Annotated in this window: 21 protein-coding genes; 17 read left to right on the top strand and 4 right to left on the bottom strand. The window is 62.0% G+C overall.

Annotation, left to right across the window (positions count from 1 at the left end):
• Positions 1-106 precede the first annotated feature (106 nt).
• The 4 genes from JKV55_RS15250 to JKV55_RS15235 are packed head-to-tail and all read left to right on the top strand — an operon-like array spanning position 107 to position 5,324.
• Positions 107-1,291 carry a thiamine pyrophosphate-dependent dehydrogenase E1 component subunit alpha gene (locus tag JKV55_RS15250; protein ID WP_202087526.1) on the top strand — a complete coding sequence of 395 codons (1,185 nt, stop codon included), beginning with the start codon at positions 107-109 and terminating at the stop codon, positions 1,289-1,291.
• Positions 1,291-2,268, top strand: a complete 978-nt coding sequence (locus JKV55_RS15245; protein WP_202087524.1) for an alpha-ketoacid dehydrogenase subunit beta — start codon at positions 1,291-1,293, stop codon at positions 2,266-2,268. Before JKV55_RS15250 ends, JKV55_RS15245 begins: the two co-directional genes overlap by 1 nt.
• A gap of 8 nt (positions 2,269-2,276) precedes the next feature.
• Positions 2,277-3,503 (top strand): 2-oxo acid dehydrogenase subunit E2, encoded by a 1,227-nt coding sequence (locus JKV55_RS15240; protein ID WP_202087522.1) that lies wholly within the window; start codon positions 2,277-2,279, stop codon positions 3,501-3,503.
• 3 nt (positions 3,504-3,506) lie between these two features.
• Entirely contained in the window at positions 3,507-5,324 is a 1,818-nt protein-coding gene (locus JKV55_RS15235; protein WP_202087519.1) for a protein kinase domain-containing protein, read from the top strand.
• 339 nt (positions 5,325-5,663) lie between these two features.
• On the opposite strand, the gene JKV55_RS15230 is transcribed toward JKV55_RS15235, so the two are convergent.
• Together JKV55_RS15230 and JKV55_RS15225 are read right to left on the bottom strand one after the other, a co-directional pair.
• Positions 5,664-6,245 carry an acyl carrier protein phosphodiesterase gene (locus JKV55_RS15230; protein WP_202087516.1) on the bottom strand — a complete coding sequence of 194 codons (582 nt, stop codon included), beginning with the start codon at positions 6,243-6,245 and terminating at the stop codon, positions 5,664-5,666.
• Positions 6,242-6,751: a CBS domain-containing protein gene (locus JKV55_RS15225; RefSeq protein ID WP_202087514.1), complete on the bottom strand. Its 510-nt coding sequence runs from the start codon at positions 6,749-6,751 to the stop codon at positions 6,242-6,244. Before JKV55_RS15225 ends, JKV55_RS15230 begins: the two co-directional genes overlap by 4 nt.
• Before the next feature lie 199 nt (positions 6,752-6,950).
• Between JKV55_RS15225 and queA the strand changes: the two genes are divergently transcribed.
• The 6 genes from queA to nlpI all read left to right on the top strand — a co-directional run bounded on the left by queA (position 6,951) and on the right by nlpI (position 13,700).
• Complete coding sequence (queA, locus tag JKV55_RS15220; RefSeq protein WP_202087507.1) at positions 6,951-8,012, top strand: tRNA preQ1(34) S-adenosylmethionine ribosyltransferase-isomerase QueA; 1,062 nt, start codon at positions 6,951-6,953, stop codon at positions 8,010-8,012.
• 175 nt (positions 8,013-8,187) lie between these two features.
• The gene (tgt, locus tag JKV55_RS15215) at positions 8,188-9,336 is read left to right on the top strand and encodes a tRNA guanosine(34) transglycosylase Tgt (protein WP_202087505.1); all 1,149 of its coding nucleotides are present in this window, start codon (positions 8,188-8,190) and stop codon (positions 9,334-9,336) included.
• A gap of 212 nt (positions 9,337-9,548) precedes the next feature.
• A complete protein-coding gene (gene yajC / locus JKV55_RS15210) occupies positions 9,549-9,875 on the top strand; it encodes a preprotein translocase subunit YajC (protein WP_202087503.1) in 327 nt (108 codons plus the stop codon).
• Between the two features lie 21 nt (positions 9,876-9,896).
• Complete coding sequence (secD, locus tag JKV55_RS15205) at positions 9,897-11,750, top strand: protein translocase subunit SecD (protein ID WP_202087501.1); 1,854 nt, start codon at positions 9,897-9,899, stop codon at positions 11,748-11,750.
• Positions 11,751-11,762: 12 nt separating this feature from the next.
• Complete coding sequence (gene secF / locus JKV55_RS15200; RefSeq protein ID WP_202087499.1) at positions 11,763-12,707, top strand: protein translocase subunit SecF; 945 nt, start codon at positions 11,763-11,765, stop codon at positions 12,705-12,707.
• Between the two features lie 117 nt (positions 12,708-12,824).
• Positions 12,825-13,700: a lipoprotein NlpI gene (gene nlpI, locus JKV55_RS15195; protein WP_304952627.1), complete on the top strand. Its 876-nt coding sequence runs from the start codon at positions 12,825-12,827 to the stop codon at positions 13,698-13,700.
• Positions 13,701-13,723: 23 nt separating this feature from the next.
• Here the strand turns inward: nlpI and JKV55_RS15190 are convergent, their stop codons facing one another.
• The gene (locus tag JKV55_RS15190; protein WP_202087498.1) at positions 13,724-14,626 is read right to left on the bottom strand and encodes a U32 family peptidase; all 903 of its coding nucleotides are present in this window, start codon (positions 14,624-14,626) and stop codon (positions 13,724-13,726) included.
• A gap of 8 nt (positions 14,627-14,634) precedes the next feature.
• On the bottom strand, positions 14,635-15,630 hold the full coding sequence (ubiU, locus tag JKV55_RS15185; RefSeq protein WP_202087497.1) for a ubiquinone anaerobic biosynthesis protein UbiU: 996 nt from the start codon (positions 15,628-15,630) through the stop codon (positions 14,635-14,637).
• A 152-nt stretch (positions 15,631-15,782) separates the two neighbouring features.
• On the opposite strand from ubiU, the gene ubiT reads away from it, so the two are divergent.
• The 7 genes from ubiT (at position 15,783) to hscB (ending at position 20,229) form a co-directional block, all read left to right on the top strand.
• Complete coding sequence (ubiT, locus tag JKV55_RS15180) at positions 15,783-16,298, top strand: ubiquinone anaerobic biosynthesis accessory factor UbiT (protein WP_202087496.1); 516 nt, start codon at positions 15,783-15,785, stop codon at positions 16,296-16,298.
• Between the two features lie 65 nt (positions 16,299-16,363).
• Entirely contained in the window at positions 16,364-17,095 is a 732-nt protein-coding gene (gene trmJ, locus JKV55_RS15175; protein ID WP_202087489.1) for a tRNA (cytosine(32)/uridine(32)-2'-O)-methyltransferase TrmJ, read from the top strand.
• Positions 17,096-17,174: 79 nt separating this feature from the next.
• A complete protein-coding gene (iscR, locus tag JKV55_RS15170) occupies positions 17,175-17,672 on the top strand; it encodes a Fe-S cluster assembly transcriptional regulator IscR (protein ID WP_202087487.1) in 498 nt (165 codons plus the stop codon).
• Between the two features lie 50 nt (positions 17,673-17,722).
• A complete protein-coding gene (locus JKV55_RS15165; protein WP_202087485.1) occupies positions 17,723-18,937 on the top strand; it encodes an IscS subfamily cysteine desulfurase in 1,215 nt (404 codons plus the stop codon).
• A gap of 39 nt (positions 18,938-18,976) precedes the next feature.
• On the top strand, positions 18,977-19,363 hold the full coding sequence (iscU, locus tag JKV55_RS15160) for a Fe-S cluster assembly scaffold IscU (RefSeq protein ID WP_106730184.1): 387 nt from the start codon (positions 18,977-18,979) through the stop codon (positions 19,361-19,363).
• Positions 19,364-19,375: 12 nt separating this feature from the next.
• On the top strand, positions 19,376-19,699 hold the full coding sequence (gene iscA, locus JKV55_RS15155; RefSeq protein WP_202087483.1) for an iron-sulfur cluster assembly protein IscA: 324 nt from the start codon (positions 19,376-19,378) through the stop codon (positions 19,697-19,699).
• 11 nt (positions 19,700-19,710) lie between these two features.
• Positions 19,711-20,229: a co-chaperone HscB gene (gene hscB / locus JKV55_RS15150; protein ID WP_202087480.1), complete on the top strand. Its 519-nt coding sequence runs from the start codon at positions 19,711-19,713 to the stop codon at positions 20,227-20,229.
• Position 20,230: the final 1 nt, after the last annotated feature.

Below are 20,230 nucleotides of genomic sequence, written 5' to 3'. Positions count from 1 at the left end.
CGAGCTGTTATGTAAGTGTTATAATTGGCGTCATATTGAGCTGCCACCGCGGGTGGCCGCTTGGTCCCGTTTCCAGAGTCGCCCGCCCGGCGACGGGAGTGACGCCATGGCCGATCCCAGCAATGCCACCATCACCACGGTGCACCAGGCCCAGTTTACCGGTGCCCATGCCCTCCATATCCCCACCCTGAGGATCCTGCAGGACGACGGCTCCCTCCACGCCGGTGTTTCACCGCCGGTGCTGGACCGGGACACGGCGCTCAAAATCTACGACAGCATGGTGTTTATCCGCCTGCTGGACGAGCGCATGCTGGCCGCCCAGCGTCAGGGGCGGATCAGCTTCTATATGCAGTGCCTGGGGGAAGAGGCCAGCACGGTGGCCAGCGCGGCGGCCCTGGATCGTCACGACATGATCATGGCCCAGTATCGGGAGCAGGGCGCCCTGCGCTACCGGGGCTTTACCCTGACCCAGTTCATGAACCAGCTGTTTTCCAACGAGCGGGATCTGGGCAAGGGCCGGCAGATGCCGGTACACTACGGTTGCCGCGACATCCATTTCATGACCATCTCATCACCGCTGGGTACCCAGATACCCCAGGCCAGCGGCTATGCCTATGCCCAGAAACTGCGGGGGGAAAGCAACACCACCCTGTGCTATTTCGGCGAAGGGGCCGCCTCCGAGGGCGACTTTCATGCCGGGCTGAACATGGCCGCGGTGTTGCAGGCGCCGGTGATCTTCTTCTGCCGCAATAATGGCTATGCCATTTCCACCCCCGCCAGCGAGCAGTTTATCGGTGACGGCATCGCCTGCCGGGCGGTGGGCTACGGCATCCAGGCCATCCGGGTCGACGGGGCCGACGTGCTGGCGGTCTATGAAGCCACCCGGCTGGCGCGCAAACTGGCGCTGGAGCAGCAGGAGCCGGTGCTGGTGGAGGCCATCGCCTATCGCCTGGGGGCTCACTCCTCCTCCGATGATCCCAGCGGCTACCGGTCCAGGGAGGAGGAGGAAGGCTGGCGCAAGCAGGATCCCATCGCCCGTTACCGGCTGTGGCTGTTACAGCAGGGCTGGCTGGACGAGGCGGCCGACCAGATTGCCAGCGACGCCCTGCGCCAGGAAATACTGGAGGCGCTCAAGGCGGCGGAGCAGATCCCCAAACCCCGTCTCGATACCCTGATCAGTGACGTCTATGCCGAGCCGACTCCCGGGCTAAGGAGCCAGCTGGAAGCGCTCAAGAACCATATCCGCCAGTACCCGGATGCCTATCCGGTGAGCGCAGGGAGGTTGGACTAATGGCACAGATGAACATGTTGCAGGCCATCAACAATGCCCTGGATCTGGCCATGAGCCGGGACGAGAACGTGATCTGCTTCGGCGAGGACGTGGGCCACTTCGGCGGCGTATTCCGCGCCACCAGCCAGTTACAGGACAAATACGGCAAGCATCGCTGCTTCAACACCCCGCTCACCGAGCAGGGGATCATCGGCTTCGCCAACGGCATGGCGGCCCGGGGACTGAAACCGGTGGCCGAGATCCAGTTTGCCGACTACATCTACCCGGCCTTCGATCAGCTCGTCAATGAAACCGCCAAATTCCGCTATCGTTCCGGCAACCAGTTCAATGTGGGCGGGCTGGTGCTGCGTACCCCCTATGGCGGCGGTATCGCCGGCGGTCATTATCACAGCCAGTCGCCGGAGGCCTATTTTGCTCATACGCCGGGGTTGCGCCTGGTGGTGCCCCGGGATCCGGCCCAGGCCAAGGGGCTGCTGCTGGCGGCCATCAACTGCCCGGATCCGGTGTTGTTCTTCGAGCCCAAGCGGCTGTATCGCGCCGCCGTGGGCGAGGTGGACGAGGACTACTACGAGCTGCCGCTGGGGGTGGCCGAGGTGGTACAGGCAGGCACCGATGTGACCGTGCTGGCCTGGGGGGCCCAGATGGAGGTGGTGGCGAAGGCGGTGGCCCTGGCCGGGCAGCAGGGCATTTCCTGCGAACTTATCGACTTGCGCAGCCTATTGCCCTGGGACGCGGATCTGGTGGCCGAATCGGTGTTCAAGACCGGCCGCCTGGTCATCAACCACGAAGCGCCGCTCACCGGCGGCTTCGCCGGCGAGGTTGCCGCGGCCATTCAGCAGCGCTGTTTTTTGTATCTGGAAAGCCCCATCGAGCGGGTGTGCGGACTGGATACCCCTTATCCGCTGGCGCTGGAAAAAGAATATATGGCCGATCACCTCAAGACGTTCGAGGCGATAGTGCGGACGGTGAACTTCTAGGGGGCGGTATGAAACAGGATTTCTATCTGCCGGATATCGGCGAAGGCATAGTGGAATGCGAGCTGGTGGAGTGGCTGGTGGCCGAAGGGGAGCGGGTGGCCGAGGATCAGGCGATTTGCGACGTGATGACCGACAAGGCACTGGTACAGATCCCGGCGATGCACGGCGGCACCATCACCCGGCTCCATGTGGCCAAGGGGGAGATGGCGCGGGTGCACGCGCCCCTGTTTGAAATGGAGCTTGGGCCGGGGGAAAGCGAACCCGCACCAGCGCCATTATCGGTCCCGGCGGCGACCGCTGCCGAGCCCGCACCTGAAGCGGCGGCGGAGCAATCGGTTGCGCAGGCCGGGGCGGCCGGCAAGGCGGTGGCCAGCCCGGCGGTACGGCGCCTGGCCCGGGAGTTGTCGGTGGATCTTGGCCTGGTGCCCGGCTCCGGTGACAAGGGCCGGGTCTACAAGGAAGACGTTCAGGCCTATCTGGCGGCACGGGCGCCGGCAACCCCGGCACCGGACGAGGTGCCAGAGGCCGAGCCCGCGGTGCGCAGCGAGCCGCTGCGGGGCATCCGCGCCGCCATGGCCCGGCAGATGACCGCTTCGCTCGGGATCCCGCAGTTTACCTTCTGTGACGAGCTGGTGCTGGATGAGCTGTTGCAGTTCAAGGCGAAGCTGAAGCCGGTCTTTGCCGCCGAAGGGGTCAGGCTGACCCTGCTGCCGTTCTTTATCAAGGCGCTGTCGCTGGCCCTGAAGGCCTTTCCCCTGCTCAACAGCCGGCTCAACCCGGAGGCGACCGAGCTCAGCTACCTGCCCGGGCACCATATCGGGGTGGCGGTGGATACCCCGGGCGGGCTGCTGGTGCCGAACATCAAGCATTGCGAACAGAAATCGCTGCTGGCCATCGCCACCGAACTGGAACGGCTGAGCGAGGCCGCCCGGGCGGGGAGCCTGGCCCCGAGCGAACTGCAGGACGGCACCATTACCCTCTCCAATATCGGCGTGCTGGGCGGCATCGTCTCCAGCCCGGTGGTCCGCCCGCCGGAGCTGGCGATCGCCGCCCTGGGGCGGTTGCAGCGGCTGCCCCGCTTCGACGAAGCGGGCGAGGTGGTGCCCCGCCAGCTGATGACGGTGTGCTGGTCCGCCGATCACCGGGTGATCGACGGCGCCACCCTGGCCCGCTTCAATGAATGCTGGCGGCAATACCTGGAACGGCCGGAGCTGATGCTGGTACAACTGGCCTGAACCATGTACCGGCATCATCTGCGCAACTTCTATATTCCCGAAGAGCAGTCCATCTATCTGCTCAATGCCAACGATGCCAAGAAGCTCAAGGACTGGATTGCGCTGTGCATCACCGAGCTGGAAAAGCTGGGGTATCGTCATATCAGCCTGGCGGGCAAGGGCGCTTACGGCTTTACCTTTGCCGGCACCGGCAGCAATGGCCAGGAGTATGCGTTCAAGTTTTCCCGTATCAACCTGCCGCCACACATCCGGGAGCGGCTGGCCGACGAGGCCTATATGCTGTCCCAGGTCGAGCATCCCCTGGTGCCCCGTTATGTCACCTACCAGCTCCTGAAAAGGCAGGGTATCCTGATGATGGGCCGGGCCAGGGGAGAGGATCTGGAACGGTTCAGCCTGCAACGCGGCCGCCTGTCGGCCCGGCTGCTGGTGGACATCGCCGCCCAGTTGGCGGATATCCTGCAGGCGCTGCGCCATCATCACAAGGACGGGCTGCCCGCGCCCATAGTGCACGGCGATATCAAGCCGTCCAATATCGTGTTTGATGCTACCACTGGCCGCATCGGCCTGGTGGACTGGGGCTCCTCGGTATTCGCCCAGACCGACAGTGAGGGGCAGTTCGTATCGAATAACGTGATGCAACTGATGTCGGCGGATCTGCAGCACTCCAACGCCCGTCTGGGGGATATCTACTTTATCGGCCCCGAACAGCGCGACGGGGCGCTGTCCAGCCCGCGCTTCGATGAACAGGGGGTGGCCAGTACCCTTTATGCGCTGGCCTCGGGCCAGTCCTGCCGTTTTGGTCGAAAGGCGATACCGGCGGTGAGCCTGGGGCTGCCGAAGGCATTCGCGTTGATGCTGGACAGCCTGTTGTCCGACGATGCCCGGCTGCGGCAGCGGGCCGGGGACTATTTCATTGCCGAAATGCCCCGGCTCCGGCGCCTGGTCTTGCCGGTGCTGCCGTTATTCGACGACAGCCCGTTGCTGCCGATATGGATCAGCCCGGAACGACATGAGATGGATACCGTGGTCTATTCCTCCCGCAAGTCGTTTCTGCGCGAACACAGCGAGGAGGAAGGCATCCATTACGTGGACGACGCCCAGTTGGAGCGCTATTACAAGAACTACCTGGAGGGCATGGGCGAAACCGAAAAGGCCTTCGTGGCGGCGGTGAGCCGATTGGGCCGCTATCCGGTGGTGGGCGGGCTGGCCATCCACTGGCAGGAAGAGGGCGTCTATATCGACTCCAGCCTCAATCTCTATGATGAACGCCTGTACGAGGCTTTTGCGGTGGCGGTCAACAACGTGGTGCTGCTGGCGCGGGCCATCGACAAGATAGGGATATTCAAGGCCTGCCTGTTCAACGCCCGCAACACCCTTCACCTGAGCCGGAGCGCCCCCGGGCAGCCCTTCGTGCCGCCGCCGGGCACCCGCATCCCCTACCGGCTGGCGCCGATACCGAGCACCGACGACGCCAGCCGTCAGCATTCCTACTTCGAGGATGGCCGGGATCCGGACGAACAGCTGGTGCTGCCCTACGCCATCATGGATGCCATCGCCCGGCTCAACGACATCCACCACACCGGCTGCATCATCTTCGAGGTGACACCCTTGTATATGAAGCTGCACAGCTACTACCGGCTGCTGGATGACAGCGCCGAGGCGGAGTTTGCCGCCCTGCTGGCGCTGATCGTGGACAAGATCCCGCTGATCAACGACCAGGGGGTAGGGGGCTTTATGAAGCTGCCCCACAAGAACACCCGCTTTTTTTCCCACCAGCCGGTGCAGCCCGAGCTGTTCTACCCGGCCAACCCCAGGGCTTAGCGCTTGTTTGGAGTCTTTATTCTCGGCCAAAGCGCACAGTTCCTCCGGCACGCCGTGAACCCCTCCCTGGGGGCTCCGCCGCGCCCTCCCTGGCGCGGAGGGCCGGCGGAGCTGCGCCCTTTGTCCTCTCTGTCGCCCCGCAGCCGCCTGTTGGCAATACCTTCAGGCAGCGTCGGGGTTTGAAAGAGGCAACAGGGATGGCCTCCGCCGACCGTCACATGCCAGGGACGGCATGTGCCGAGCGTCACAGGGACGTGCTTGCAGCGTGTCGGTGGAGGTGGCCCTGTTGCCTCTTTGCTGGGTGGTAACAGGCGGCCATGAAAAGATCGTAAACAGGTACTAATCCCGTCGGGTTTGGCTCAGCACAAAGTCCTGCAACTCGGGATAGAAGGCGAGAAAGGCCTGCTCCATCTCGTCGTAATGGGCCCGCAGCAGGGGCGCGCAGTCGGGCAGGGGGGAGGGGCGGCGAAAGCGGCCGTCGATGCGGATGATGGCCCGGGTGATGCCTTCGAAACTTTCGTACTGGGCCAGCAGCCGGTGCTGCTTGAGCCGCGCCACCAGGGTGACCAGGGCGGGTGGCCAATGCTCGCTCGGCAGCAACTGGCGGTGGCTGTAGCCGATAAAGTCGGCCAGCGCCCAGGGGTGGTAGCGGGACCAGTGCCGGGCCAGGAAGTGATCGAACATCATGTCCATGATGATGCCGCCGTAACGGCGAAAAGGGGGGGGAAGGCTTTGTACCGCCCCCAGATGCCGCGGATGGGCGTCGGTGAAGCTGTCTATCTGCCGATGCAGGCGGATACCGAGCTGCAACGGGGCGGGTAGGCCCTGATCGATGTCGCCCCGGGCGTATTCGCCCAGCAGGGCGCCGGCCAGGCTGGTGTGGCTGAGATGGGCCAGGTGCAGATGGGCCAAGTAGTTCATCGATCCCGGGAGCCGTCCTGATAATCCCGGGCGTCCGGGGCGAGCTCCAGCTCATCCTGGTCGAGGTCGTCAGTGCTTTCATCGACCAGTTGATTGTCCAGCACCTCCAGCAGGTGGATGGCCACGGCGACGAAATCGCTGTCGGTCACTATGCCCACCAGCTTGCCTTTGTCCACCACCGGCAGGCAGCCGTACTTGTGTTTTTGCAGATAGAGGGCGGCCTCGCGGATGCCGGCCCTGGAACTGACGGTGGTCACGCCGCTGATCATGATCTCCGCCAGGGTATGATTTTGCAGGAAGGCACCGTTGGTTCCCTTTTCCAGGCTGGACTCCTGGGCCGCCAGAATGTCCCGCTGGCTGATCAGGCCCACCAGCTTGTCTTGTTCCAGCACCGGCAGGTGGCGGATATGATGGCGCTGCATCAGGGTGCGGGCTTCGGCCAGACTGGCGGAAGGCGGCAGGCCGATAACGTTGCGGGACATGATTTCAGAGACGACGGCTGGCATAGGTGTTCTCCTCTTTTATATCAAGATAGCCTACCCGGGCGGCCGGATAATATGGCTGCCATCACCGCAGGCTGCCGATTCGGATGGCCAACTCCAGATCCGGCAGGATTGTTCCATTATGCCGTAATGTTGGCCGAATTGCCTTGATCCCGTGGTTCGCCCTCACTAGACTAGCGCCCGTTATAACAAGAGGTTGTCTATGCAGGTCCGTGATTTTTCCTTTGAACTTCCCGACGAACTGATTGCCCGCCATCCGATGCCGGAGCGCTCCGCCAGCCGGCTGTTGCAGCTGGACGGTAACAGCGGGGCCATCGTTCATGGCCGGTTCGGCCAGATCCTGGACCTGGTCAACCCCGGCGACCTGCTGGTGTTCAACAATACCCGGGTGATACCGGCGCGGCTGTTCGGCCAGAAAGCCAGCGGCGGCAAGCTGGAGGTGCTGGTGGAACGGGTGCTGGACGACAAGCGGGTGCTGGCCCATGTGCGCGCCTCCAAGTCGCCCAAGCCGGGCAGCGCGCTGTTGCTGGAGCCGGACGTCAGCGCCACCATGCTGGCGCGCCACGACGCCCTGTTCGAAATCGAATTCAACGACCCACGCACCGTGCTCGAGATCCTGGAGGCGGTGGGCCATATGCCGCTGCCGCCCTATATCGACCGGCCCGATACCGACGCCGACAAGGAACGCTACCAGACCGTCTATAACGAAAAGCCCGGCGCCGTGGCGGCCCCCACCGCCGGCCTGCATTTCGATGAACCGCTGCTGGCCGCGCTCAGGGCCAAGGGGGCCGAGCTGGCCTTTATCACTCTGCACGTGGGGGCGGGCACCTTCCAGCCGGTGCGGGTGGACAATGTGCTCGAGCACAAGATGCACGCCGAATATATCGAAGTGCCGGCCGAGGTGGTGGCGCAAATCGAGGCGACCCGCGCCCGGGGCGGCCGGGTTATTGCCGTGGGCACCACCTCGGTGCGTTCCCTGGAAAGCGCGGCCCGGGCCAGCCTGGCCAGGGGCGAGCCGCTGGCTCCCTTCTACGGCGATACCGATATCTTTATCTACCCGGGCTATCGCTTCCAGCTGGTGGATGCCATGGTCACCAACTTCCACCTGCCCGAGTCGACCCTGATCATGCTGGTCAGCGCCTTCGCCGGCCAGGACCATATCATGGCGGCCTACCGGGCGGCGGTGGCGGAGCGTTACCGTTTCTTCAGCTACGGCGACGCCATGTTTATTACCCGACAGCAGGGACTGGGGACTGGGGAATAGGGACTGGTCAGAGGTGTTTGTAGGCCCCACTTTAGTGGGGTGAAAATGGCAGCCGCCGATAGTATTGCCCGAATAAATTCGGGCCTACAGACGCCCATAAACCAATCCCCAGTCCCTTATCCCTGGTCCCATCAAATCAAGGTCGGACTGTTTCTCCGGCCAGCAGAGGTAACCGATGAAATTTGAACTGCAAACCACCGATGGCCGCGCCCGTCGCGGCCGGCTGGTCTTCGACCGGGGCGTGGTGGAAACCCCGGCCTTTATGCCGGTGGGCACCTACGGCACCGTCAAGGGCATGACCCCGGAAGAAGTGGCCGATACCGGCGCCCAGATCCTGCTCGGCAACACCTTCCACCTGTGGATCCGTCCTGGCCAGGAAGTGATGAAACTGCACGGGGATCTGCACGACTTCATGAACTGGCAGGGCCCCATCCTCACCGACTCTGGTGGCTTCCAGGTATTCAGCCTGGGCGACATCCGCAAGATCACCGAAGAGGGCGTCTACTTTCGCAACCCGGTCAACGGCGACAAGATCTTCCTGTCGCCCGAGGTGTCGATGGAGATCCAGTACGATCTGGGCTCCGATATCGTGATGATCATGGACGAGTGCACCCCCTACCCGGCCACCTGGGAAGAAGCCAGGAAGTCGATGGAGATGTCCCTGCGCTGGGCCAAACGGTCGCGGGATCATTTCGACAAGCAAGGCAATAAAAATGCCCTGTTCGGCATCATCCAGGGCAGCGTGTACGAAGACCTGCGCGATCAGTCCCTGGAAGGGCTGCTGGACATCGGCTTCGACGGCTATGCGGTGGGCGGCCTGGCGGTGGGCGAGCCCAAGCACGAGATGCACAAGGTGCTGGAACACACCTGCCCCAAGATCCCGGCCGACAAGCCCCGCTACCTGATGGGCGTGGGCAAGCCGGAGGATCTGGTGGAAGGGGTGCGCCGGGGCATCGACATGTTCGACTGTGTGATGCCGACCCGCAACGCCCGCAACGGCCATCTGTTCACCACCGAGGGGGTGGTGAAGATCCGCAACGCCAAGCACAAGACCGACACCGGCCCGCTGGATGCGGATTGCGATTGCTACACCTGCAAGCACTACTCGCGCTCCTACCTGCACCATCTGGACAAGTGCAACGAGATCCTGGGTGCGCGTTTAAACACCATTCACAACCTGCGTTACTACCAACGGGTGATGGAAGGTTTACGCGGAGCCATAGAGCAGGGTAAATTAGACGACTTTGTAGCTGAGTTCTATGGCCGGCAGGGCAGGCCCGTGCCGCCATTGGGCCAGAGTGCAGTTGAACACGGCGAAGGATAAGAACGGTGAGAACAGGCAGCAGCTAAGCCGACCGTCACCTGCCAGCGCCGAAAATTGCTCCTGCATTTTCGGCATTCCCGCCATCCCTGGCGGTCAGATGCAGGTGCGAGCCAGGAAGTGAATGTTCATGGCGTGTCGGCGTGCTGTGCCTGTTTTCGCCGATACACTATGCCGGATAACAGCTTTTAACCATCAACGAGGAACCAAAACGAATGGATATTATCTCCAAAGCTTATGCTCAGGGCGGCTCCGCCGGCGGCGGTATGGAAATGATCATCATGCTGGTCGTGTTCGGCCTGATCTTCTACTTCATGATCTTCCGTCCCCAGTCCAAGCGGGTAAAAGAGCACAAGAACCTGATGTCTTCCCTGAGCAAGGGCGACGAGGTGCTGACCAACGGTGGCCTGGTGGGTAAAATCTCCAAGATCTCCACCGAGAACGACTATGTGGTGCTGAACCTGAGTGAACAGACTCAAGTCACCATCAAAAAGGACTTTATCACCGCCGTCCTGCCCAAGGGCTCTATCCAGTCCCTTTAATTCCCTATCGAGGAGCACAGCGTGTTAAATCGATATCCGCTGTGGAAATACTTGATGGTGATCTGCGTGATCACCATCAGTTTTCTTTATGCAGCACCCAATCTGTTCGGTGAAGACCCTGCGCTGCAGGTGTCCGGCTCCCGCGGTACCCAGGTGACCCCTGCGACCCTGACTCAGGCCCAACAGACCCTTGACCAGGCCGGCATCGAGGTGCTCAGCGCCGCCCTGGCCGACAACCAACTGCTTATCCGTTTCCGTAATACCGACGACCAGCTCAGGGGCAAGGATCTGGTGGCGGAAACCCTGGGTGACAACTATATCACCGCCCTCAACCTGGCCCCTGCCACGCCTTCCTGGCTGGAGGCCATCGGCGCCGGCCCGCTCAAGCTGGGCCTGGATCTGCGCGGCGGTGTGCACTTTCTGATGGAAGTGGACATGGAGGAAGCCCTCAGCCGGGTGCGGGAACAGATGGTGCAGGACTTCCGCACCGATCTGCGCGAGCAGCGCCTGCGCTATTCCGGCGTGCTGGCTCAGGATCAGGGTGCCCTGGTGGTGTTCCGCGAGGCGGATACCCGCAACCAGGCCCTGACCTATCTGCGCGGGCGCTACCCCGACCTGGTGTTCTCGGAGCGGGACAGTGGCGACAGCTTCGGCCTGTTCGCGGTGATGGGCGAACAGCGGCTGAAGGAAGTGAAGGAATACGCCCTGCAGCAGAACATCACCATCATCCGCAACCGGGTCAACGAGCTGGGCGTGGCCGAGCCGTTGGTGCAGCGTCAGGGTGCCGAGCGCATAGTGGTGCAGTTGCCCGGGATCCAGGATACCGCGCGGGCCAAGGAAATCCTCGGCGCCACCGCCACCCTGGAGTTCCGCCTAGTGGATGAAAGCGCCGACCCGGCCGCCGCTGCCGCCGGCCGGGTGCCCCCCAACAGCGATCTGCTGCGGGACAGGGACGGCCGGCCGGTGGTGCTGCAAAAACGCATCATCCTCACCGGTGAGCATATCGTCGATGCCAGCTCCGGCCTGGACGAGTTCAGTCGGCCCCAGGTGAATATCAGCCTGGATGCCCCCGGCGGCAGCCGCATGGCCGACTTCACCCGGGACAACGTGGGCCGGCCCATGGCCACCGTGTTTACCGAATACAAGCCCACCGACGAGCTGAACGAAGACGGCTCCCGCAAGTTCCGCAAGGATCAGGAAGTCATCAACGTGGCCACCATCCAGTCGCGGCTGGGGCGCAGCTTCCGCATCACCGGCATCGGCTCCATGGCCGAGGCCCAGAACCTGGCGCTGCTGCTGCGGGCGGGCGCCCTGATCGCCCCTATCCAGATAGTGGAAGAGCGCACCATAGGCCCGAGCCTGGGCCAGCAGAACGTGGAAAACGGCCTTATGGCCATGGTCTACGGCATGCTGGCGGTGGTGTTGTTCATGACCATCTACTACCGCAAGTTCGGCCTGGTGGCCAATGCCGCCCTGCTGGCCAACGTGGTGATCATCATCGGCGTGATGTCGATGGTGCCGGGGGCGACCATGACGCTGCCGGGCATCGCCGGCATAGTGTTGACCATCGGCATGTCGGTGGATGCCAACGTGCTGATCTTCGAGCGGATCCGCGAGGAATTGCGCGGTGGCCGCAGCGTGCAGCAGGCGATTCACCTGGGCTATGAAAAGGCGCTCAGCACCATTGCCGATGCCAATATCACCACGCTGATCACCGCCGTCATCCTGTTCGCGGTGGGCACGGGCCCCATCAAGGGCTTTGCCGTGACCCTGATGATAGGTATCGTCGCTTCCATGTTTACCGCCATCGTCGGCACCCGCGCCCTGGTCAACTTGATCTGGGGCGGCAAGCGTCTCAGCAAACTGCCGATATGAGGAAAGTAACCGATGTTTGAGATCCTCAAAGCCCGAGCACCCATTCGCTTTATGCGTTATTCCAAGGCGGCCACCGTGCTGTCCCTGGTGTTGATCGCGCTTTCCTTCTTCAGCCTGGCCACCCGTGGCCTGAACTGGGGCCTGGACTTTACCGGCGGCACCGTGGTCGAGGTGGCCTTCGAACAGGCGGCGGCGCTGGATGAGGTGCGTGACCGCCTCAACGAGGCGGGGCTGCCCGGGGCCACGGTGCAGCATTTCGGCACCAGCCGGGACTTGCTGATCCGCCTGGCACCCCAGGAGAACGTGAACGTCCAGCAGCAGGGTGAATCGGTACTGGCGGCCATGCGGCAGGTCTCGCCCTCGGTCGAGATGAAGCGGCTGGAATTCGTCGGTCCGGCCATCGGTGCCGAATTGGCGGAGCAGGGCGGCCTGGCCATACTGGTGGCGCTGCTCTGCATCCTGTTGTACGTCGGCATGCGCTTCGAGTGGCGGCTGGCTTCCGGCGCCGTGCTGTCGTTGGCACACGATGTGATCATCACCCTGGGGGTGTTCTCCTGGCTGCAAATCGAGGTGGACCTGACCATAGTGGCCGCCCTGTTGACGGTGGTGGGCTACTCGCTCAACGACACCATAGTGGTGTTCGACCGGGTGCGGGAGAATTTTCGCCGCATCCGCAACGACACGACCGCCGAGGTGTTCGACGAAGCCATTACCGATACCCTGAGCCGGACCCTGATCACCTCGGCCACCACCCTGGTGGTGGTGGTGGCGCTGTTCCTCAAGGGGGGGGCGCTGATCCACGGTTTTGCCACCGCCTTGTTGCTGGGTATCGGCTTCGGCACCTACTCGTCCATCTATATCGCCAGTGCCTGGGCCATGCTGCTCGGGGTGCAACGGGAACATATGTTGCCGCCACAGGTGGAAAAAGAAGGGGCGGATCAGGAACCGTTACCATAATTGTTATTGTAAAGGGGCCGCTTGTGCCCCTTTTTATTTGTGAAATGCATTTGCAACATGACAAACGTCGTGGAGCTGCATAACATGTGGTCATAATAAGACAAGTTCGGAGCCGTCTTGAAAGACAGATTTTTGCTCGGTCCTTTAGCCCTTTTTGGTGTGATGCTGGCCGGCTGTAGTGCCCCCAAAGTGGTGACACCAACCCTGGTGCTGCCCGTACCGATGCAGGTTTCCTATGAAAGCGAGTTGGGCATTGCCCGCCTGGGGCAGATGCTGAATTCACCTGGGCTGACGCCGGAACAGCGAGCCGAGCTGTTTTTCCAGCGCGGCGTGGTGTTCGACCGGGTCGGCCTGCGGGCCATGGCCCGGCTGGACTTCAACCGGGCGCTGCGGGAGCGGCCGGATTTTGCCGATGCCTACAATCTCAATGGGGTTTACCTGACCCAGAATCAGGAATTCGACGAGGCCTATGAGGCCTTCGATTCGGCCCTGGATCTGGCGCCCGATTATACCTATGCCAACCTGAACCGGGGCATCGCCCTCTATTACGGCGGTCGGCCCGAACTGGCGGCGCGGGATCTGAAGACGTTCCTGGATGAAGACCCGAGCGATCCTTACCGCCTGCTGTGGTGGTACCTGGCGCTGGAACAGCTCGATCCCAGGTCGGCCAGCCGGAGCCTGGCCGCGCATCAGCAGGCCCATGGCTCGGATGAGTGGGCCTGGGATATCGTCAACGTCTACCTCGGCAAGGTCAGTGACGAACAGCTGCTCAACCGTATTTCCGAAGAGAGCGCGGATAACCAGGAGCTGGCCGAGCGCCTGTGTGAAGCCTATTTCTATCTGGCCAAACAGGCCCAGCGCAACGGCCAGCCGGACCAGGCCTCGGTCTATTTCAAGCTGGCCCTGGCCACCAATATCTACGACTTCGTCGAGCATCGTTATTCGTTGCTGGAGCTGGATCTGATCGGTGAAGAGGCCCGGCTGCGGCGATAGGCGAGGGGGCCTGAGCCCCTTCCTTATTCCACCTCCATCCTTGCCGGCGACGACGGCAGCCACTCCATGCCCGGCAACTGGTTCCAGTAGCCGTTGCAGAAGCGGGACGCAAGCTTGTAGGAACAAGGCTGCGCGATCTGCTCGGCAAAGCGCCCTATCCACTCCAGGCACTCGCGGCTATGGGCGCTGACGCGCACCGCGTCCACCCAGCCGTTCATGCCCGGCACCTCGTTGATCAGGTTGTAGCAGTAGCCCGACTGGGTCTGGATACCGTTGAGGTTGAATACCGGCTGGCCTTCCTGGGTGTTGGCCCGACGACCGTCGGGATAGTGGATACACACCAGCTCGCACTCGTCCTTGGGCCGGTTTTCGGCCCGGGCGGTGAAGCAACGGGCCGAGTAGGCCAGGGGCAGGTAGCCGTAGCCGAACACCTCGAGCCGGAAGCGGGAGCGTAGCCCCGCCGCCTCCGCCGCCTGGTGAATATCCCACAACCAGGTGCGGGACAGCTCCACCGGCGGCACCCAGGTGGTCATGCCCTTGTCCAGCAAGAGCCGTAGGGTGTCCAGGTTATAGACATTGAGGGCGGGGCCGCCGACGAAGGGCAGCCGGTGCTCGGCGGCCAGTTGTACCGCCCCCAGGTCGTTGGCCTCGATCTGCAGTTCGCCCTGTTCGCACAGTTTTTTGATGGTGAGCAGCTCCGCCGGTGCCTGGATCAGCGCCAGGGTGGACAGCACCACTTCCTTGCCGGCGGCGGAGAGCTCCCGCGCCAGGTTAAGCCAGTCGGCGGTTTTCAGCTCCCGGCGCTTGGGGCAGACGGTCTCGCCCAGGTAGATGCGCCGGCAGGGGGAGGCCAGCGCCTGTTGGTAAAAATCCTGTACCTTTTGTTTGGGCCAGAAGAACAGCAAGGGTCCCAGGTGAATGTGCATATCTGCTCCTACTGCCATTTTCGGTGATAGGCGCCCAGGGTGCTCTGGCTGCCTTCGGATACCCCGTCGAGCTGCCGTTGCCAGGGATCCTGCACGGCATAGTGTTCGGGGGCGTTGAGGTAGCTGTCCAGCGCCTGTCGCCAGACCCGGGTAACCTGAGTCACATAGGCCGGGCTGCGTTGGCGGCCCTCGATCTTGACCGATCTGACGCCGAGCCGGGCCAGATCGGGGATCAGGCTCAGGGTGTTGAGGCTGGTGGGCTCCTCCAGGGTATGGAAGCGTTGGCCGTCCACCTCGAAGCGCCCCTTGCACAGGGTGGGATAGCCGGCCTGCTCATCGGCGGCAAAGCTGTCGATCAGGACACCGTTGAGGCGGGATTCCAGCCTGTCCTCTTTTTCTTCCCAGCGCACGAAACGGGCCGGGGAGCAGGCCCCGACCGTATTGGGGCTTTCGCCGGTAAGGTAGGAAGAAAGATAACAGCGCCCCTCCGCCATGATGCACAGGCTGCCGAAGGCGAACACCTCCAGCTCGACGTCGGTATCCCTGGCGATCTGCCGCACCTGCTGGATGGAAAGCACCCGCGGCAGCACCACCCTCCTGACCTTGAAGTTATCCCGGAAAAAACGGATGGCGGCGGCGTTGGTGGCACTGGCCTGCACCGACAGATGCAGCTCCGCCTCGGGGTATATCCGGGCGGCATAGGCCAGGATGGCGGTATCGGCAATGATCAGTGCATCGGCGCCGAGGGCCACCGCCTGATCGACGGCGCCCTGCCAGATGGCCTCATTGCCCTGGTGAGCGAAGGTATTGATGGCCACATGCAGTTTGCGTTTATGCCGCCTGAGGTAGTCCACGCCTTGCTGCAGCGTGCGTTCGGTGAAGTTCAGGCCGGCGAAATGGCGGGCATTGGTCTGGTCTTTGAAGCCGATATAGACCGCGTCGGCACCCTGGTCGACGGCGGCCTTGAGCGCCGGCAGGCTGCCGGCGGGACAGAGTAGTTCCATTGCATTCACTCCGGTTCAGAAGGCGGTCAGTCTACGCAGGGATGGCTAACTGGCATTTGATTTGAAACAATGTGGGCGTGATTTGATTTGACGCAGGGCACGACGTGGCCAGCGGTGTTCTGATGCCCTTTTTTTTGGATGAGGAGCATCTTATGCTGCAGCTTCTATGTGGCCGCATCAGTCAGCATGGGCCCGCGCTGCTGAGCAAGCCGCTGCGCTACCTGCCGTTTCGGATACAGGCGCCGCTGGTGGAACGCCTGCTCAACCGGATACTGGCTGAACCGATACAAGACGGCGAGCTGGACTTTCTACGGGGGCGGCGGTTGCAGGTGTGGGTTCCGGATCTGCACTACCGCCTGACCCTGAGCTTCGGCGACGGGGGCCTGTTTCAGCTTGATGATGACGACGCGGACGTGGTGATCAGGGGGGATTTGAATGATTTGATCCGGCTCAGTGCCGGCAAATGGGATCCGGATACCCTGTTTTTTCAGCGTCGCCTGCTGATCACCGGCGACACCGAGTTGGGACTGGAGTGCAAGAACCTGCTCGACCGCCTGGAGCCGGGGCGTCAGCCGCTGTGGCTGCAACGGTTGCTGGCGGTACTGGCGGGCATGCTGACGCGGGCCGAACAGAGTGCGACCAACAGCGGAGAGCGGCCCGCAGGATAACACCTGATCCCGTATCACGACTGTGCTAGAATCCTGCGCCTTAAGCACTGTTGGACCAAGTGGATATGCTTGAGCAAGTACGCATCGTGCTGGTGAATACCTCGCACACCGGTAATATCGGCTCTGCCGCCCGCGCCATGAAAACCATGGGGCTGGGAGAGCTATGGCTGGTCGATCCGGTCAGCTCGCCCGATGGCCAGGCGGTCGCCCTGGCGGCCGGGGCCAGCGATATCCTGGCCCGGGCCCGCATAGTGCCGACCCTGGCCGAGGCGGTGGCCGATTGCGGGCTGGTGATCGGCACCAGTGCCCGCTCCAGGACCTGGTCCTGGCCCATGCTCGATGCCCGGGAAGCGGGCATCAAGGCCATGGCGGAAGCGCCCCGGCACAAGGTGGCGCTGGTGTTCGGCCGGGAGCGGACCGGCCTGAGCAACGACGAATTGCAGCAGTGCCATTTTCATGTAGCCATTCCCGCCAATCCGGAATACAGTTCGCTCAACCTGGCGATGGCGGTGCAGACCCTGAGCTATGAAGTGCGCATGGCCTGGCTGGCGCAGGCGCCGGTAGCCGAGGCGGAGCAGGAATATCCCCTGTCCGATGATCTGGAACGGTTCTATCAGCATCTGCAGCAGACCCTGCTGGACACCGGCTTTATCATCAAGCCTCATCCGGGGCAGGTGATGACCAAGCTGCGCCGGCTGTTCAACCGGGCGCGGCCGGAGTCTCATGAGCTCAATATATTGCGTGGTATCCTGACGTCGGTGCAAAAACAGATCAAGCAACGGGAGTCCAATAACTGAGTGTTTCAGTCGGGTTAATACTTGACTGAAACACTCGGGTATGACACCCTGACGCCATGTCTGGAAACGGTTGAATTACATGAGACTGACATCAAAAGGGCGTTACGCGGTGACCGCCATGCTGGACGTAGCCCTGCATGCGGACAGCGGCCCGGTATCCCTGGCCGACATTTCCGAGCGTCAGGGCATTTCCCTGTCTTACCTCGAACAGCTGTTCGCCCGCCTGCGCAAGCAGGGGTTGGTCAGCAGCGTGCGGGGACCCGGCGGCGGTTATCTGCTGGGAATGAATGCCTCGGCCATTTCGGTAGGAGCGGTGATTGCCGCCGTTGATGAGTCGGTAGATGCCACCAAGTGTCAGGGCAAGGGCGATTGCCAGAGCGGTAACCAGTGCCTGACCCATTCCCTCTGGTGCGCGCTCAGTGATCGGATCAGCAATTTCCTCGACGGCATCAGCCTGGCGGAACTGGTCAGCCAGAAAGACGTCCGGCGGATTTCCGGGCAGCAAGACAGCAATTTGAGCATGTTGACCCTGGCCGAACCAGGGCAACAGAAAATGAGCCTGAAAGTTCAACTTTAAATGTCGATGACAAGACTGCCGAACAGGGCAGCGTTGGAACGGAGAATATGATGAAACTGCCCATTTATCTCGACTATGCGGCTACCTGCCCGGTAGACCCTCGCGTCGCCGAAAAAATGATGCAATACCTGACGCCGGACGGAATGTTCGGTAACCCGGCTTCCCGCTCGCACCGCTTCGGCTGGCAGGCGGAAGAGGCGGTGGATATAGCTCGCAACCAGGTTGCCGAACTGATCAACGCCGATCCGCGCGAAATCGTCTTTACCTCCGGTGCCACCGAGTCCGACAACCTGGCCATCAAGGGCATTGCCAATTTTTACGGCAAGAAAGGCAAGCACATCGTCACCTCCAAGACCGAGCACAAGGCGGTGCTTGACCCCTGCCGCCAGTTGGAGCGCGAAGGCTTCGAGGTCACCTACCTCGACCCTCAGCCCAATGGCCTGTTCACCCTGGAGCAGATCGAACATGCCCTGCGCGATGACACCATTCTGGTGAGCATCATGCACGTCAACAACGAGACCGGCGTGATCCAGGACGTCAAGGCCATCGGCGAGTTGTGCCGCAGCCGCAAGATCATGTTCCATGTGGATGCCGCCCAGAGCGCCGGTAAAACCGCCATCGACGTACAGGACATGAACATCGATCTGCTGTCCCTGTCCGCCCACAAGATTTATGGCCCCAAGGGCATCGGTGCCCTTTACGTCTGCCGCAAGCCGCGGGTGCGCCTGGAAGCCCAGATGCATGGCGGCGGCCATGAGCGCGGCATGCGCTCCGGTACCCTGGCTACCCACCAGATCGTGGGCATGGGGGAAGCTTTCCGCATCGCCAAGGAAGAAATGCATACCGAAGGCGAACGTATCCGCGCCCTGCGCGACCGCCTCTACAACGGCGTCAAGGACATCGAGGAAGTCTATGTCAACGGCGACCTGGAACAGCGGGTACCCGGCATCCTCAACATCAGTTTCGCCTATGTGGAAGGTGAGTCCCTGATGATGGCCCTGAAGGATCTGGCGGTGTCTTCCGGCTCGGCCTGTACCTCCGCCAGTCTGGAGCCGTCCTATGTGCTGCGGGCCCTGGGGCTGAACGACGAGCTGGCGCACAGCTCCATCCGTTTCAGCATCGGCCGTTTCACTACCGAAGAACAGGTTGATTACGCCATACACCTGGTCAACGAGGCCATCGGTCGTCTGCGCGAAATGTCGCCCCTGTGGGAGATGTTCAAGGACGGCGTCGACCTGGAAAAAGTTGAGTGGGTACACCATTAAGGTGTCTAACGGTTAAAGGATTGGTTGAGGAACTGAATCATGGCTTACAGCGAAAAAGTAATAGATCACTATGAAAACCCCCGTAACGTGGGTGGTTTCGACAAGAACGACCCCAATGTCGCCACCGGCATGGTGGGTGCCCCGGCCTGCGGCGACGTGATGAAACTGCAGCTCAAGATCAGCGACGACGGCATTATCGAAGATGCCAAATTCAAGACCTATGGCTGTGGTTCCGCCATTGCGTCCAGCTCGCTGATCACCGAATGGGTCAAGGGCAAGAGCCTGGACGAAGCGGCCAGCATCAAGAATACCCAGATCGCGGAAGAGCTGGCCCTGCCGCCGGTGAAGATCCACTGCTCCATTCTGGCAGAGGATGCCATCAAGGCAGCGATTGATGATTACAAGAAGAAGAAAAACCTGGCGTAAGGCGGAGTAACCATGGCAATCACCATTACCGATGCAGCGGCCCAGCGGGTGCACACATTCCTGATCAACAGGGGCAAGGGCCTGGGATTGCGGCTTGGGGTCAAGACGTCCGGCTGCTCCGGCCTGGCCTATGTACTGGAATTCGTTGACGAATTGTCCGAAGGTGACCAGGTGTTCGAGCATGGCGAGGTAAAGGTGATCGTCGACAGTAAAAGTCTTGTGTACCTGGATGGCACCGAACTGGACTTTGTGAAGGAAGGCCTGAACGAAGGTTTCAAGTTCAATAACCCCAACGTTAACGGGGAATGTGGCTGCGGCGAAAGCTTCAACGTTTAAGGGACTCCGGCATGAACTACTTCGAGCTGTTTGGCTTACCGGTGCAGTTTGCCCTCGACAGCCAGGCGCTGGCCGGTACCTACCGCCAACTGCAGATGCAGTTCCATCCCGACAGGTTTGCCTCCCGCCCCGAGCGGGAGCGCCTGCTGGCGGTGCAGCGCGCCGCCCAGATCAACGATGCGTTTACCACCCTCAAGCAGCCGCTGAACCGTGCCGAATATCTGTTGTCTCTGCATGGCATCGATATCCGCGCCGAGCAGCAGACCCTGAAGGATCCCCTGTTCCTGATGCAACAGATGGAATGGCGCGAGCAGCTCGAGACCATCCCCGAGGCGGACGATCTGTTCGGTGCCATCATGGCTTTCGAGCGGGAGCTTGGCCTGGTGTCGGCCGAACTGTTCAACGAGCTTGAGCGGCAGCTCGACAGCTCTTGCTGGCAGGAGGCCGCCGATACGGTACGCAAACTCAAATTCATGACCAAGCTGCACGCCGAACTCGAGCGGTTGGAAGACGCGCAGCAGGAACTCTGAA

It is taken from the genome of Zobellella iuensis (genome assembly GCF_016746085.1).
Taxonomy (GTDB): Bacteria; Pseudomonadota; Gammaproteobacteria; order Enterobacterales; family Aeromonadaceae; genus Oceanimonas; species Oceanimonas iuensis.
The sequence above is the reverse complement of the archived record's forward strand: the minus strand, read 5'-3'. Positions and strand labels throughout refer to the sequence as shown.

Coding starts and splice junctions, on each gene's coding strand:
- JKV55_RS15250 (WP_202087526.1), top strand. CDS start 107: ATGGCCGATCCCAGCAATGCCACCATCACCACGGTGCACCAGGCCCAG.
- JKV55_RS15245 (WP_202087524.1), top strand. CDS start 1,291: ATGGCACAGATGAACATGTTGCAGGCCATCAACAATGCCCTGGATCTG.
- JKV55_RS15240 (WP_202087522.1), top strand. CDS start 2,277: ATGAAACAGGATTTCTATCTGCCGGATATCGGCGAAGGCATAGTGGAA.
- JKV55_RS15235 (WP_202087519.1), top strand. CDS start 3,507: ATGTACCGGCATCATCTGCGCAACTTCTATATTCCCGAAGAGCAGTCC.
- JKV55_RS15230 (WP_202087516.1), bottom strand. CDS start 6,245: ATGAACTACTTGGCCCATCTGCACCTGGCCCATCTCAGCCACACCAGC.
- JKV55_RS15225 (WP_202087514.1), bottom strand. CDS start 6,751: ATGCCAGCCGTCGTCTCTGAAATCATGTCCCGCAACGTTATCGGCCTG.
- queA (WP_202087507.1), top strand. CDS start 6,951: ATGCAGGTCCGTGATTTTTCCTTTGAACTTCCCGACGAACTGATTGCC.
- tgt (WP_202087505.1), top strand. CDS start 8,188: ATGAAATTTGAACTGCAAACCACCGATGGCCGCGCCCGTCGCGGCCGG.
- yajC (WP_202087503.1), top strand. CDS start 9,549: ATGGATATTATCTCCAAAGCTTATGCTCAGGGCGGCTCCGCCGGCGGC.
- secF (WP_202087499.1), top strand. CDS start 11,763: ATGTTTGAGATCCTCAAAGCCCGAGCACCCATTCGCTTTATGCGTTAT.
- JKV55_RS15190 (WP_202087498.1), bottom strand. CDS start 14,626: ATGCACATTCACCTGGGACCCTTGCTGTTCTTCTGGCCCAAACAAAAG.
- ubiU (WP_202087497.1), bottom strand. CDS start 15,630: ATGGAACTACTCTGTCCCGCCGGCAGCCTGCCGGCGCTCAAGGCCGCC.
- ubiT (WP_202087496.1), top strand. CDS start 15,783: ATGCTGCAGCTTCTATGTGGCCGCATCAGTCAGCATGGGCCCGCGCTG.
- trmJ (WP_202087489.1), top strand. CDS start 16,364: ATGCTTGAGCAAGTACGCATCGTGCTGGTGAATACCTCGCACACCGGT.
- iscR (WP_202087487.1), top strand. CDS start 17,175: ATGAGACTGACATCAAAAGGGCGTTACGCGGTGACCGCCATGCTGGAC.
- JKV55_RS15165 (WP_202087485.1), top strand. CDS start 17,723: ATGAAACTGCCCATTTATCTCGACTATGCGGCTACCTGCCCGGTAGAC.
- iscU (WP_106730184.1), top strand. CDS start 18,977: ATGGCTTACAGCGAAAAAGTAATAGATCACTATGAAAACCCCCGTAAC.
- iscA (WP_202087483.1), top strand. CDS start 19,376: ATGGCAATCACCATTACCGATGCAGCGGCCCAGCGGGTGCACACATTC.
- hscB (WP_202087480.1), top strand. CDS start 19,711: ATGAACTACTTCGAGCTGTTTGGCTTACCGGTGCAGTTTGCCCTCGAC.